This window comes from Streptomyces globisporus C-1027 (assembly GCF_000261345.2).
GTDB classification, from domain to species: Bacteria; Actinomycetota; Actinomycetes; order Streptomycetales; family Streptomycetaceae; genus Streptomyces; species Streptomyces pakalii.
Genome location: NZ_CP013738.1, coordinates 2,984,000 through 2,997,496, shown reverse-complemented (window position 1 = coordinate 2,997,496; position 13,497 = coordinate 2,984,000). Strand labels below are relative to the sequence as shown.

Sequence of the window (13,497 nt, the reverse complement as noted above, 5' to 3'; positions counted from 1 at the left end):
GGTCAGCCAAAGGCGCGCCGGAACGCGTGGCCGATCTCCGTCCGGAGCGGCTCGCGCAGCTCCGGCGCGTCCACCCGGTCGACCCGGATGTCCGTGCAGCCCACCCAGGCCGCCGCCTCCACCAGTGCCTCCGCCATCGGGGCCACCGCCTTCGGGCCGGCCAACGATGCCTGCTTGGCGACCAGCGTGGTCCCCTCACGCGCCGGGTCGACCCGGCCCTGGAGCTTCCCGCCCGCCAGCAAGGGCATCGCGAAATAGCCGTGGATCCGCTTCTGCCTGGGCACGTAGGCCTCCAGCCGATGCGTGAAGTCGAAGATCCGCTCCGTGCGCGCCCGCTCCCAGATCAGGGAGTCGAACGGCGACAGCAGCGTCGTACGATGGCGGCCGCGCGGCTCCTTGGCGAGGGCCTCCGGGTCCGCCCAGGCGGGCTTCGTCCAGCCCTCCACCACGACCGGGACCAGCCCCGAGTCCGCCACCACCGCGTCGAACTCCTCGCCCTTCAGCCGGTGGTAGTCGGCGATGTCGCTACGGGTGCCGACCCCCAGGGACCTGCCCGCCAGCGCGACCAGCCGTCGCCGGCACTCGGCGTCGCTCAGCTCGTCGTGCAGCACGGTGTCCGGAATGGCCCGCTCGGCCAGGTCGTAGATCCGCTTCCAGCCGCGCCGCTCGGTGCACACCACCTCGCCGTACATCAGGGCCCGCTCGACGGCGACCTTGGACGCCGACCAGTCCCACCACTCGCCGCCGTTCTTCGCGCCGCCCAGCTCGGTGGCCGTCAGCGGGCCCTCGTCGCGCAGCTGCTTGATCACGGTGTCGTACACGCCGTCGGGCAGATCGTGGTGCCAGTGCGGGCGGGAGCGGTAGGCGCGGCGGCGGAACGCGAAGTGCGGCCACTCCTCGACGGGCAGGATGCACGCGGCGTGCGACCAGTACTCGAAGGTGCGGCCGCCCGACCAGTAGGCGTCCTCCACCGTCCGGCGGCCCACCGAGCCGAGCCGGGCGTAGGGGATCAGCTCGTGCGAGCGGGCCAGCACCGAGATCGTGTCCAACTGGACCGCGCCGAGGTGGCGCAGCACCCCCGGCACCCCTGCCCGGCGGTCCGGGGCCCCCAGGAAGCCCTGAGCGCGCAGGGCGATGCGGCGGGCCTGGTCGGCGGAGAGTTCGACTGCGGGAGGAGGCACAGGCGTCATACGTCGAACCCTAGACGGCGCCACTGACAGTCCGGCCCCCGGAATCCGCCCCTGGGGCCACGGTGGTCAGGCGGGCCGGCGTACGGAACCCGGGGCTCCGTCGGGCCGGGGCGCGTGCCGTCCGGGGACGTACGGGTGGGTGCCCGCGAGCCCGAGGTCGGACGGGAGCAGGGCCGCCGTCCAGGCGTCACGCCGCACGCCTTTGTTGAGCAGCCCGGACCTCTGTTCGCCCTCCAGCCGGAACCCCGCCCGCAGGGCGACGGCCCGCGAGGCGAGATTGCCGATCTCGGCCCGCCACTCCAGCCGGTCCGCCCCGAGCGAGACGAAGGCCCAGCGGGCGGAGCCGAGCACCGCCTCGGTGGCGTAGCCGTTGCCGCGGTGCTCCTTGGTGGACCAGTAGCCGACCTCGTACGTCCCCGGACGGCTGCGGCGGTCGATGCCGAGCGCCCCGACGAGTGTCCCGTTCCCCCGCAGGGTCAGGGCGAAGCCGTAGGCGGAGTCGTCCCGCCAGCCCGCCGGGGCGAGCTGCGTGGTGAACAGTTCCGCGTCGGTGAGGCGGTACGGGGAGGGGATCACCGTCCAGCGCTGGATGTCCGGGTCCTGACAGGCGGCGTGCACCCGGTGGGTGTCCTGCGGGCCGAAGGGCCGCAGGACCAGGCGTTCCGTGGTGAGGGTGATCGGCTCCATGGGCCGATTCTCGTGAGCAGGCCGCCGTGATGCGAGCACTTTCGGGCTTCCCGGCACCTTCCGCACCTCTGGACCGTTGTCCTATAAGGGTGCGGCGAGGTCCACGCGACGGCAGCCCTCCCGACGCGGTGGTGTCCTCGCTTACGATGGCCGTTGCGGTGGGGCCCACCTGCCGTGCCCGCGCCAGAGTCCATTACACGACCCAGTGCCAGGCCCGACCGGCAAGGAGACCAGCCTCAGTGTCCGTCTTCAACAAGCTCATGCGTGCAGGCGAAGGCAAGATCCTGCGCAAACTGCACCGCATCGCGGACCAGGTCAGCTCCATCGAAGAGGACTTCGTCAACCTCTCCGACGCCGAGCTGCGGGCGCTCACCGACGAGTACAAGGAACGGTACGCGGACGGCGAGAGCCTGGACGACCTGCTTCCCGAAGCGTTCGCCACGATCCGCGAGGCCGCCAAGCGAGTCCTCGGGCAGCGCCACTACGACGTACAGATCATGGGTGGAGCCGCCCTGCACCTCGGCTATGTCGCCGAGATGAAGACCGGTGAGGGCAAGACCCTCGTCGGCACCCTGCCCACGTATCTGAACGCGCTCTCCGGCAAGGGCGTGCACCTGATCACGGTCAACGACTACCTCGCGACGCGTGACTCCGAGCTGATGGGCCGGGTCCACAAGTTCCTGGGGCTGTCCGTCGGCTGCATCGTCGCCAACATGACCCCGGCCCAGCGCCGCGAGCAGTACGCCTGCGACATCACGTACGGCACGAACAACGAGTTCGGCTTCGACTACCTCCGCGACAACATGGCGTGGTCCAAGGACGAGCTCGTCCAGCGCGGCCACAACTTCGCCGTGGTCGACGAGGTCGACTCGATCCTCGTCGACGAGGCCCGTACGCCGCTGATCATCTCCGGCCCGGCCGACCAGGCCACCAAGTGGTACGGCGACTTCGCCAAGCTGGTCACGCGCCTCACCAAGGGCGAGGCGGGCAACCAGCTCAAGGGCATCGAGGAGACCGGCGACTACGAGGTCGACGAGAAGAAGCGGACCGTGGCCATCCACGAGTCCGGCGTCGCCAAGGTCGAGGACTGGCTCGGCATCGACAACCTCTACGAGTCGGTGAACACCCCGCTCGTCGGTTATCTGAACAACGCCATCAAGGCGAAGGAACTGTTCAAGAAGGACAAGGACTACGTCGTCATCGACGGCGAAGTCATGATCGTCGACGAGCACACCGGCCGTATCCTCGCCGGCCGCCGCTACAACGAGGGCATGCACCAGGCGATCGAGGCGAAGGAAGGGGTGGACATCAAGGACGAGAACCAGACCCTCGCCACGATCACCCTGCAGAACTTCTTCCGCCTCTACGACAAGCTCTCCGGCATGACCGGTACGGCGATGACCGAGGCCGCCGAGTTCCACCAGATCTACAAGCTCGGCGTGGTGCCGATCCCGACGAACCGGCCGATGGTCCGCGCCGACCAGTCGGACCTGATCTACCGCACCGAGGTCGCGAAGTTCGCCGCGGTCGTCGACGACATCGCGGAGAAGCACGAGAAGGGCCAGCCGATCCTGGTCGGCACCACCTCGGTCGAGAAGTCCGAGTACCTCTCGCAGCAGCTCTCCAAGCGCGGCGTCCAGCACGAGGTCCTCAACGCCAAGCAGCACGACCGGGAGGCGACGATCGTCGCCCAGGCGGGCCGCAAGGGCGCCGTCACCGTCGCGACGAACATGGCCGGACGAGGCACCGACATCAAGCTCGGCGGCAACCCGGACGACCTCGCCGAGGCGGAGCTGCGCCAGCGCGGCCTCGACCCGGTGGAGAACGTCGAGGAGTGGGCGGCCGCGCTGCCCGCCGCGCTGGAGGCGGCCGAGCAGGCCGTGAAGGCGGAGTTCGAAGAGGTCAAGGAGCTCGGCGGGCTCTACGTGCTGGGCACCGAGCGCCACGAGTCGCGCCGTATCGACAACCAGCTGCGCGGTCGTTCCGGCCGTCAGGGCGACCCGGGCGAGTCCCGTTTCTACCTGTCGCTGGGCGACGACCTGATGCGCCTGTTCAAGGCCCAGATGGTCGAGCGTGTCATGTCGATGGCGAACGTCCCGGACGACGTCCCGATCGAGAACAAGATGGTCACCCGTGCCATCGCCTCCGCCCAGTCGCAGGTCGAGCAGCAGAACTTCGAGACGCGTAAGAACGTCCTGAAGTACGACGAGGTGCTCAACCGGCAGCGCGAGGTCATCTACGGCGAGCGCCGCCGCGTCCTGGAGGGCGAGGACCTCCAGGAGCAGATCCGGCACTTCATGGACGACACGATCGACGACTACATCCGGCAGGAGACCGCCGAGGGCTTCGCCGAGGAGTGGGACCTGGACCGGCTGTGGGGCGCCTTCAAGCAGCTCTACCCGGTGAAGGTCACCGTCGAGGAGCTGGAGGAGGCGGCCGGGGACCTGGCGGGCGTCACCGCCGAGTTCATCGCCGAGTCGGTCAAGAACGACATCCACGAGCAGTACGAGGAGCGCGAGAACACCCTCGGCTCCGACATCATGCGTGAGCTGGAGCGCCGCGTGGTCCTCTCGGTGCTCGACCGCAAGTGGCGCGAGCACCTCTACGAGATGGACTACCTCCAGGAGGGCATCGGCCTGCGGGCCATGGCGCAGAAGGACCCGCTGGTCGAGTACCAGCGCGAGGGCTTCGACATGTTCAACGCCATGATGGAGGGCATCAAGGAGGAGTCCGTCGGCTACCTGTTCAACCTGGAGGTCCAGGTCGAGCAGCAGGTCGAGGAGGTTCCGGTGCAGGACGGCGCCGAGCGTCCCTCCCTGGAGAAGGAGGGTGCCGCCGCTGCCCCGCAGATCCGGGCCAAGGGTCTGGAGGCCCCGCAGCGGCCGGACCGCCTCCACTTCTCCGCTCCCACGGTGGACGGCGAGGGCGGTGTCGTCGAGGGCGAGCTCGCCAACGACGATGCCTCCGGCGCCACGCGGTCGGTTGACGGCCTGACGCGTGCGGAGCGCCGCAAGGCCCAGAAGAGCGGTGGCGGCGGTCGCCGTCGCAAGAAGTAGCAGCAAGGGCAGTACCCCGGCAGGGGCCGGACACCACGTGGTGTCCGGCCCCTGCCGCGTCCACCGGGTCACCGGGGGCCCGGGGCACCGGCCGTGAGGCGTTCGCCGCCCAGCTCCACGGCGGCACAGCGCCAGCGCTGGTCGGCGCCCTGTTCCAGCCGGAACGCCATCGCCCGCACCCGGTCGCCCGCGGCGATGCTGGCGAACGCCTCGACCACCCCGGTGGCGGGCTGGGCCCCTCGGCAGTGGCGGAGGACCGGGCGGCTGCCGTGGGTGGCCCGCAGCGGGGTGCTGGGGGCCAGCTCGGCGAGCTGGTCGTAGGCCTCGCCGATGGTGTGGCCGAGCATCCAGTGCACCGGGCGCTGGCCGCTGAGGACCGCGAGCAGACGCTCGGCGAACCACTGGTGCGGGCGCAGCGGCCGGTGGGGCTGGAGCCTGCGCGACCGCTGCGGCGGCACCGACCGGGGACCGCCCGGTGTTGGCCGCGGGCCGCTCGGTGTCGACCGCGGACCGGTCGACGCCGACCGGGGACCGCCCGGTGCCGATCGGGGGCCGCTCTGGTCGCGTCGTCCTGCGGGCCTCGTCCTGTCCATGCTCATGATCAAACGCCCCCGTTGACCGGGCCCGGCTTCTACCGGGCGGTAACTTGTGTTGGGGATCTTCTACGGGGGCGGTCGTCAGCGACGCAAGGGGCCTCCTGGCGCCGATCCGGCGCGGGCTGTTTCACCTATCCGTGGCTCGGCCCTTGCGGGACAAGGCCTACGGCGGGGGTGACGGGGCGTCGGCCGTGGACGGAGGCCCCCGGTTGCCGAAACCCGAAAGGGGACGCTCCCACGTATCCTGAGGACGGTTCCCCCTACGAAAGCGGCCTGCCATGCGCGTGTACGTCCCCCTGACCCTCTCCGGTCTCGCAGCGGCGCACGGTGCGGGCGAGGTCGGCCCCGGACCGCTGACCGCCTACGCGGTCACCCCCGGGCTGCGGGAGTGGTACGTCTCCGACGACATCGAGGAGCTGGAGTACGCGGCGCTCAACCGGGCCGCCGCCGCCTCGCTCCGGATGATCGCCGGGAATCCGGACGAGGTGCGCCGCCGGGTCGTCGTCGCCGTCGACGTACCGGACGGGGCCGCCGTCGCCGACCCGGACAACGGGCTGAGCGCGGCGTCGCTCGGCGAGGTGCGGATCGCCGCCGCGCTGCCGCTGGCCAAGGCGGCGGCGGTGCACGTGGACGCCGACGACGCGGAGAAGGACGTGGCCGCCGCGGCGGCGGCCCTGGGGGCGGCGGACCTCGGCGACGACGATGCGCAGTTCACCGTGGACGGGGCCGAGGACCACGAGCTGCTGTGGTTCGGCGTCCAGGAGATTCCGCAGCTCATCCGCTGAGGCGGGCCGGGCTCGCGCCGAGCCGGCGGGGCTGTCGGACCCGGCGGGTATTTTTCTCTGTATGGCTTCCGGGACGACACGCACACATCTGGTCTGGGACTGGAACGGCACGCTGCTCGACGACACGCATGCCGTCATCCAGGCGACGAACGCCGCGTTCGCGGAGGTCGAGCTGGCGCCGATCACGCTGGAGCAGTACCGGGAGATGTACACCATCCCCATACCCCGGTTCTACGAGCGGTTCCTGGGACGGCTGCCCACGGAGGCCGAATGGGAGCGGATGGACGGCGTCTTCCACCGGTACTACACGGAGCAGCGGGTGGCCTGCGGGCTCACCGCCGGGGCGGAGGAGCTGCTGCACGAGTGGCAGCGGGCCGGGCGCAGTCAGTCGCTCCTGAGCATGTACGGGCACGAGCAGCTGGTTCCGGTGGTGCGGGGGTACGGGATCGAGCCGCGGTTCGTCCGCGTCGAGGGGCGTACGGGGCCGTCCGGCGGGAGCAAGGCGCTGCACATGGAGCGGCACTTCGGCGCGCTGGCCGGGGAGGGCGGCGTGGACGGGTTCTCGCCGGAGAACGTCGTGGTCATCGGGGATGCGCTGGACGATGCCGTGGCGGCGGCGCATGTGGGGGCGCGGGCGGTGCTGTACACCGGGGGGTCGCACAGCCGGAGCAGTCTGGAGGGGGCGGGGGTGCCGGTGGTGGACAGTCTGGGGGAGGCGGTGGCGTTGGCGGAGACGTTCGCCGCGTAGCGGTTTCGGGGGCGGTGCGGTGGTGCGGTGGTGCGGGTTTTCGGGGCGCTGCCCCGGGCCCCGGTCCTCAAGCGCCGGACGGGCTGGGGAGTTGCCCGGACGGGGTGGGAATGTGCCCCTGCGGGCCGGGGTGTGGCTGAGCCCAAAGATGTCCTCAATCGCCGGACGGGCTGGATGGTGTGCTCGGGCGGGCTTGAAGGTGCGGCGCTTCCCGGTGGGAAAGATGTCCTCAAGCGCCGGACGGGCTTGAAGGGGTGCCGGACGAGCTGGATGGTGTGCTCGGCGGGTTTGAAGGGGTGCCCGGTCGGCTTGAGCGGAGCACCCTCAGGAACTCCCTCATCCAGGCCGCGTGGTCCGGCCAGGCCCGCGATGAGACCAGGGGGCCGTCCACCACCGCCTCCGTGTCCTGGAACGTCGCGCCCGCGCTCTGCATGTCCGGTTCCAGGGCCGGGTACGCCGTGACCGCGCGGCCACTGAGGTTGCCGGTGGCGGCGGTGATCAGGGGGCCGTGGCAGATCTGGGCCACCGGGCGGTCCGCGGAGAAGAAGGCGCCGACGATCTTCCGCAGCTCGGCGTTGTTGCGGAGGTACTCGGGGGCCCGGCCGCCGGGGATCACCAGGGCGATGTAGGCCCCGGGGTCGACCTCGGAGAAGGACAGGTCGGCGGGCCAGGTGTAGCCGGGCTTCTCCGTGTACGTGTCGAAGCCGGGCTCGAAGTCATGGACCACGAAGCGGAGCGTCTTGCGCTCGGGGGCCGCGATGTCGACCTCGTACCCCTCCTCCAGCAGCCGCTGGTACGGGTAGAGCACTTCGAGCGACTCGGCGGCGTCGCCGGTGACGATGAGGATCTTCTGCGGCATGGCGGACTCCTCGGGGGCGATCGGCCCCGGCAGGCCGGGTCGGGACGGCTCGCGGGTCCGCCGGGGCCTGATTTCGGGCGTTATCCACAGATTGCCCCGCTTCCGGGGGTTCGCCAAGGCGGCGCGACGCACTGTCCAGAGTGTCAAAGTTCGGGGGTTTCTTTTGTACACAAGCAGCTCATGACGCGGTGGGGTGCGGGAGAGATAGCCTGGTGCCGTGATCAGCGCGATACGCCTCGGGGGCAGCGAAGCCCCCGGCCGCCGCCCGGAGTGCCACAGCACCCGGGCGATCCGCGATCTCCCGACTCCGGACCGGCCGTCAAAAATGGCTCATGTGGTCACGGGGAACTCTCGAAGCGGCATAGCGTCGACCCAGACCGGAAACCCCGCGTCGTGGCGGTACGTCGCTTTTCTCACCTACGTCACGCAACGGCGCGCGACAGGAGCCAGAGGACATGCAGACCAAGCTGGACGAAGCCAAGGCCGAGCTGCTCGCAGGGGCCGCCAAGGTAGCTGACAACGGTCCGGGCGGTGGTGTCGGTGGCCCGGGAGGTGCCCCCCGGGCGCGGGTCTCCGACGCCAGGGCCGACGCGGGCGCCTCCGCCGGTCAGGACTCGGTGCTCGCCTACCTCCAGCGCTACTACCTGCATACGGCTCCGGAAGACCTCAGCGGCCGCGACCCGGTCGACGTCTTCGGCGCGGCCGCCTCGCACTACCGGCTGGCCGAGAACCGCCCGCAGGGCACCGCGAACGTCCGGGTGCACACCCCGACCGTCGAGGAGAACGGCTGGGCGTGCAGCCACTCCGTCGTCGAGGTCGTCACCGACGACATGCCCTTCCTCGTGGACTCCGTCACCAACGAGCTGTCCCGCCAGGACCGCGGCATCCACCTCGTGATTCACCCGCAGGTCATCGTCCGCCGCGATGTCGCCGGCAAGCTCATCGAGGTCCTCTCCGGCGGCCCCGGCACCCCGAACGCCGCCCAGGGCCGGAAGAAGTCCAAGGACGCCAAGGCCGAGCTGCCGCACGACGCGCTCGTCGAGTCGTGGATCCACGTCGAGATCGACCGCGAGACCGACCGCGCCGACCTCCAGCAGATCACCGCCGACCTGCTGCGCGTCCTGTCCGACGTACGGGAGACCGTCGAGGACTGGGGGAAGATGCGCGACGCCGCCCTCCGGATCGCCGACGACCTGCCGGGCGAGCCGCTCGACGACCTCGCCGACGAGGAGGTCGAGGAGGCCCGCGAGCTGCTGCGCTGGCTGGCCGCCGACCACTTCACCTTCCTCGGCTACCGCGAGTACGAGCTGAAGGACAGCGACGCGCTCGCCGCCGTCCCCGGCACCGGACTCGGCATCCTGCGCTCCGACCCGCAGCACAGCGAGGACGAGGCCCACCCGGTCAGCCCGTCCTTCGACCGGCTGCCCGCCGACGTCCGCGCCAAGGCCCGCGAGCACAAGCTCCTCGTCCTGACGAAGGCCAACAGCCGGGCCACCGTGCACCGCCCCAGCTACCTCGACTACGTCGGCGTGAAGAAGTTCGACGCCAAGGGCAACGTCGTCGGCGAGCGGCGCTTCCTCGGCCTGTTCTCCTCCGCCGCCTACACCGAGTCCGTGCGCCGGGTGCCCGTCATCCGCCGCAAGGTCGCCGAGGTCGTCGAGGGCGCCGGCTTCTCGTACAACAGCCATGACGGGCGCGACCTGCTCCAGATCCTGGAGACCTACCCGCGCGACGAGCTGTTCCAGACGCCCGTCGACCAGCTCCGCGCCATCGCGACCTCCGTCCTCTACCTCCAGGAGCGCCGCCGGCTGCGGCTCTACCTGCGTCAGGACGAGTACGGACGCTACTACTCCGCGATCGTCTACCTGCCGCGCGACCGCTACACCACCGCCGTGCGCCTGCGGCTGATCGACATCCTCAAGGAGGAGCTCGGCGGCAACAGCGTCGACTTCACCGCCTGGAACACCGAGTCGATCCTCTCCCGGCTGCACTTCGTCATCCGGGTCCCCGCCGGTACCGAGCTGCCGCACCTCACCGACGCCGACGCCGACCGGATCGAGGCCCGCCTCGTCGAGGCCGCCCGCTCCTGGGCCGACGGCTTCCAGGAGGCGCTCACCGCGGAGCTGGGCGAGGAGCGCGGCGCCGAACTCCAGCGCCAGTACGGCCACTCGTTCCCCGAGGGCTACAAGGCGGACCACTCGCCGCGCGCCGCCGTATCCGACCTGGTCCACCTCGAAACCCTCCGGGAGGGTGAGAAGGACTTCGCCCTCAGCCTGTACGAGCCCGTCGGCGCGGGCCCCGGAGAGCGCCGCTTCAAGATCTACCGGACCGGCGAGCAGGTCTCCCTCTCCGCCGTCCTCCCGGCGCTCCAGCAGCTCGGTGTCGAGGTCGTCGACGAGCGGCCGTACGAGCTGCGCTGCGCGGACCGTACCCACGCCTGGATCTACGACTTCGGGCTGCGGATGCCCCTGGTCAACGGCAACGGCGGCTACCTGGCCGACGATGCCCGCGCCCGCTTCCAGGAGGCCTTCGCCGCCGTCTGGAAGGGCGAGGCGGAGAACGACGGCTTCAACGCGCTGGTCCTCGGCGCCGGGTTGAACTGGCGTCAGGCCATGGTGCTGCGCGCCTACGCGAAGTACCTGCGGCAGGCCGGTTCGACCTTCAGCCAGGACTACATGGAGTCCACGCTCCGCAACAACGTCCACACCACCCGGCTGCTCGTCTCGCTCTTCGAGGCCCGGATGTCGCCCGGGCGCCAGAGCGCCGGCACCGAGCTGACCGACGGGCTCCTGGAGGAGCTGGACGGGGCCCTGGACCAGGTCGCCTCGCTCGACGAGGACCGGATCCTGCGGTCCTTCCTCACCGTCATCAAGGCCACCCTGCGCACCAACTTCTTCCAGCACACGGAGGACGGCGCGCCGCACTCCTACGTGTCGATGAAGTTCGACCCGCAGGCCATCCCGGACCTGCCCGCGCCCCGGCCGGCGTACGAGATCTGGGTCTACTCGCCGCGCGTGGAGGGCGTCCACCTGCGCTTCGGCAAGGTCGCCCGCGGCGGGCTGCGCTGGTCGGACCGGCGCGAGGACTTCCGTACGGAGATCCTCGGCCTGGTCAAGGCGCAGATGGTGAAGAACACCGTCATCGTGCCCGTCGGCGCCAAGGGCGGCTTCGTCGCCAAGCAGCTCCCGGACCCGTCCGTGGACCGCGACGCCTGGTTCGCCGAAGGCATCGCCGCCTACCGCACCTTCATCTCCGCGCTGCTCGACATCACCGACAACATGGTCGCCGGCGAGGTCGTGCCGCCCACCGACGTCGTCCGCCACGACGAGGACGACACGTACCTCGTCGTCGCCGCCGACAAGGGCACCGCGAGCTTCTCCGACATCGCCAACGAGGTCGCCGTCGCCTACAACTTCTGGCTCGGCGACGCGTTCGCCTCCGGCGGTTCGGCCGGCTACGACCACAAGGGCATGGGCATCACCGCCCGGGGCGCCTGGGAGTCCGTCAAGCGGCACTTCCGGGAGCTGGGCCACGACACCCAGACTGAGGACTTCACCGTCGTCGGTGTCGGTGACATGTCCGGTGACGTCTTCGGCAACGGCATGCTGCTCTCCGAGCACATCCGCCTGGTCGCCGCCTTCGACCACCGGCACATCTTCATCGACCCGAACCCGGACGCCGCCACCTCGTACGCCGAGCGGCGCCGCCTGTTCGACCTGCCGCGCAGCTCCTGGGCCGACTACGACACCGACCTGCTGTCGGCGGGCGGCGGCATCCACCCGCGCAGCGCCAAGTCGATCCCGCTCAACGCCCACATCCGCGAGGCGCTCGGCATCGACGCGTCGGTGAGCAAGATGACGCCCGCCGACCTGATGCAGACCATCCTCAAGTCGCCCGTCGACCTGGTGTGGAACGGCGGCATCGGCACGTACATCAAGGCCGTCGCCGAGTCGAACGCCGACGTCGGCGACAAGGCCAACGACGCGATCCGCGTCAACGGCGAGGACCTGCGGGCCAAGGTCGTCGGCGAGGGCGGCAACCTCGGCGCCACCCAGCTCGGCCGGATCGAGTTCGCCCGCAACGGCGGCCGGATCAACACCGACGCGATCGACAACAGCGCCGGGGTGGACACCTCCGACCACGAGGTGAACATCAAGATCCTGCTCAACGGTCTGGTCCGGGACGGCGACATGACCGTCAAGCAGCGCAACAAGCTGCTCGCCGACATGACCGACGAGGTTGGCGCGCTCGTCCTGCGCAACAACTACGCGCAGAACGTCGCCCTCTCCAACGCCTCCGCGCAGGCGCCCTCGCTGCTCCACGCCCAGCAGCGCTTCATGCGCCGGCTGGAGCGCGACGGCGCGCTGGACCGGGCGCTGGAGTTCCTGCCCGCCGACCGGCACATCCGGGAGCTGCTCAGCAACGAGAAGGGACTCAGCCAGCCCGAGCTGGCCGTCCTGCTCGCCTACACGAAGATCACGACGGCGGACGAGCTGATTTTTACCGTCCTGCCGGACGACCCGCACCTGCAGAAGCTGGTGCACGCCTACTTCCCGAGCGCGCTGCGTGAGCGGTTCCCCGAGGCGGTCGACGGGCACGCGCTGCGGCGCGAGATCATCACGACGGTCCTGGTCAACGACACGGTCAACACCGCCGGTTCGACCTTCCTGCACCGGCTGCGGGAGGAGACCGGGGCGTCGATCGAGGAGATCGTCCGGGCCCAGTTCACCGCCCGTGAGATCTTCGGTCTCTCGGAGGTGTGGGACGCGGTCGAGGCGCTCGACAACAAGGTCGCCGCCGACGTCCAGACCCGGATCCGGCTGCACTCGCGGCGGCTGGTCGAGCGCGGTTCGCGCTGGCTGCTGGGCAACCGGCCGCAGCCCGTCGCCATCGCCGAGACCATCGAAGGGTTCCGGGACGGGGTCGCGCGGGTCTGGGACGAGCTGCCCAAGCTGGTGCGCGGTGCCGATCTGGACTGGTACCACTCGATCCTCGACGAGCTGACCGCCGCGGGCGTTCCGGACGAGCTGGCGGCCCGGGTGGCCGGGTTCTCCTCCGCCTTCCCGGCGCTGGACATCGTGGCGATCGCCGACCGTACGGGGCGGGATCCGCTGGAGGTCGCCGAGGTCTACTACGACCTCGCGGACCGGCTGCGGATCACGCAGCTGATGGACCGGATCATCGAGCTGCCGCGGGCCGACCGCTGGCAGTCGATGGCCCGCGCCTCCATCCGCGAGGACCTGTACGCGGCGCACGCGGCGCTCACGTCGGACGTGCTGAGCGTGGGGAACGGGTCGTCCACGCCGGAAGAGCGGTTCCGGGCGTGGGAGGAGAAGAACGCGGCGATCCTGGCTCGGTCGCGGTCGACGCTGGAGGAGATCCAGGGGTCGGACGCGTTCGATCTGGCGAATCTGTCGGTGGCCATGCGGACGATGCGGACGTTGTTGCGTACGCACGCGTAGGGGTTGGTTGTTGTACGTCTGAGGGGCCGGTACCTGGTGGGTGCCGGCCCCTCGGCGTGGGGGCGTCCTCAAGCGCCGGACGGGCTGAACAGATGTCCTCAAGCGCCGGACGGG

At 70.5% G+C, this 13,497-nt stretch carries 8 protein-coding genes; 4 read left to right on the top strand and 4 right to left on the bottom strand.

Going from position 1 to position 13,497, the window contains the following annotated elements:
- Positions 1 to 2: 2 nt before the first annotated feature.
- A complete protein-coding gene (locus WQO_RS12855) occupies positions 3 to 1,190 on the bottom strand; it encodes a winged helix-turn-helix domain-containing protein (protein WP_032748829.1) in 1,188 nt (395 codons plus the stop codon).
- A gap of 66 nt (positions 1,191 to 1,256) precedes the next feature.
- The gene (locus tag WQO_RS12850; RefSeq protein ID WP_010062177.1) at positions 1,257 to 1,877 is read right to left on the bottom strand and encodes a GNAT family N-acetyltransferase; all 621 of its coding nucleotides are present in this window, start codon (positions 1,875 to 1,877) and stop codon (positions 1,257 to 1,259) included.
- A 239-nt stretch (positions 1,878 to 2,116) separates the two neighbouring features.
- Between WQO_RS12850 and secA the strand changes: the two genes are divergently transcribed.
- Positions 2,117 to 4,933 carry a preprotein translocase subunit SecA gene (gene secA / locus WQO_RS12845; protein WP_010062176.1) on the top strand — a complete coding sequence of 939 codons (2,817 nt, stop codon included), beginning with the start codon at positions 2,117 to 2,119 and terminating at the stop codon, positions 4,931 to 4,933.
- A 68-nt stretch (positions 4,934 to 5,001) separates the two neighbouring features.
- On the opposite strand, the gene WQO_RS12840 is transcribed toward secA, so the two are convergent.
- Positions 5,002 to 5,532, bottom strand: a complete 531-nt coding sequence (locus tag WQO_RS12840; protein ID WP_029182446.1) for an Rv3235 family protein — start codon at positions 5,530 to 5,532, stop codon at positions 5,002 to 5,004.
- A 275-nt stretch (positions 5,533 to 5,807) separates the two neighbouring features.
- Here WQO_RS12840 and WQO_RS12835 point away from each other — a divergent pair, with 275 nt between their 5' ends.
- Together WQO_RS12835 and WQO_RS12830 are read left to right on the top strand one after the other, a co-directional pair.
- Positions 5,808 to 6,314, top strand: coding sequence for a DUF6912 family protein (locus WQO_RS12835; protein ID WP_058953973.1), 507 nt, complete (start codon positions 5,808 to 5,810; stop codon positions 6,312 to 6,314).
- Positions 6,315 to 6,375: 61 nt separating this feature from the next.
- Complete coding sequence (locus WQO_RS12830) at positions 6,376 to 7,062, top strand: HAD family hydrolase (protein WP_010062172.1); 687 nt, start codon at positions 6,376 to 6,378, stop codon at positions 7,060 to 7,062.
- Positions 7,063 to 7,291: 229 nt separating this feature from the next.
- Here WQO_RS12830 and WQO_RS12825 read toward each other — a convergent pair whose 3' ends face one another.
- Entirely contained in the window at positions 7,292 to 7,921 is a 630-nt protein-coding gene (locus WQO_RS12825) for a DJ-1/PfpI family protein (RefSeq protein ID WP_010062170.1), read from the bottom strand.
- A gap of 455 nt (positions 7,922 to 8,376) precedes the next feature.
- On the opposite strand from WQO_RS12825, the gene WQO_RS12820 reads away from it, so the two are divergent.
- Positions 8,377 to 13,383 carry an NAD-glutamate dehydrogenase gene (locus WQO_RS12820; protein ID WP_010062168.1) on the top strand — a complete coding sequence of 1,669 codons (5,007 nt, stop codon included), beginning with the start codon at positions 8,377 to 8,379 and terminating at the stop codon, positions 13,381 to 13,383.
- Positions 13,384 to 13,497: the final 114 nt, after the last annotated feature.

What these genes read in the sequence shown, in the direction of transcription:
- WQO_RS12830 (WP_010062172.1), top strand. Translation starts at nt 6,376, where the DNA reads ATGGCTTCCGGGACGACACGCACACATCTGGTCTGGGACTGGAACGGC.
- WQO_RS12855 (WP_032748829.1), bottom strand. Translation starts at nt 1,190, where the DNA reads ATGACGCCTGTGCCTCCTCCCGCAGTCGAACTCTCCGCCGACCAGGCC.
- WQO_RS12840 (WP_029182446.1), bottom strand. Translation starts at nt 5,532, where the DNA reads ATGAGCATGGACAGGACGAGGCCCGCAGGACGACGCGACCAGAGCGGC.
- WQO_RS12820 (WP_010062168.1), top strand. Translation starts at nt 8,377, where the DNA reads ATGCAGACCAAGCTGGACGAAGCCAAGGCCGAGCTGCTCGCAGGGGCC.
- WQO_RS12825 (WP_010062170.1), bottom strand. Translation starts at nt 7,921, where the DNA reads ATGCCGCAGAAGATCCTCATCGTCACCGGCGACGCCGCCGAGTCGCTC.
- WQO_RS12850 (WP_010062177.1), bottom strand. Translation starts at nt 1,877, where the DNA reads ATGGAGCCGATCACCCTCACCACGGAACGCCTGGTCCTGCGGCCCTTC.
- WQO_RS12835 (WP_058953973.1), top strand. Translation starts at nt 5,808, where the DNA reads ATGCGCGTGTACGTCCCCCTGACCCTCTCCGGTCTCGCAGCGGCGCAC.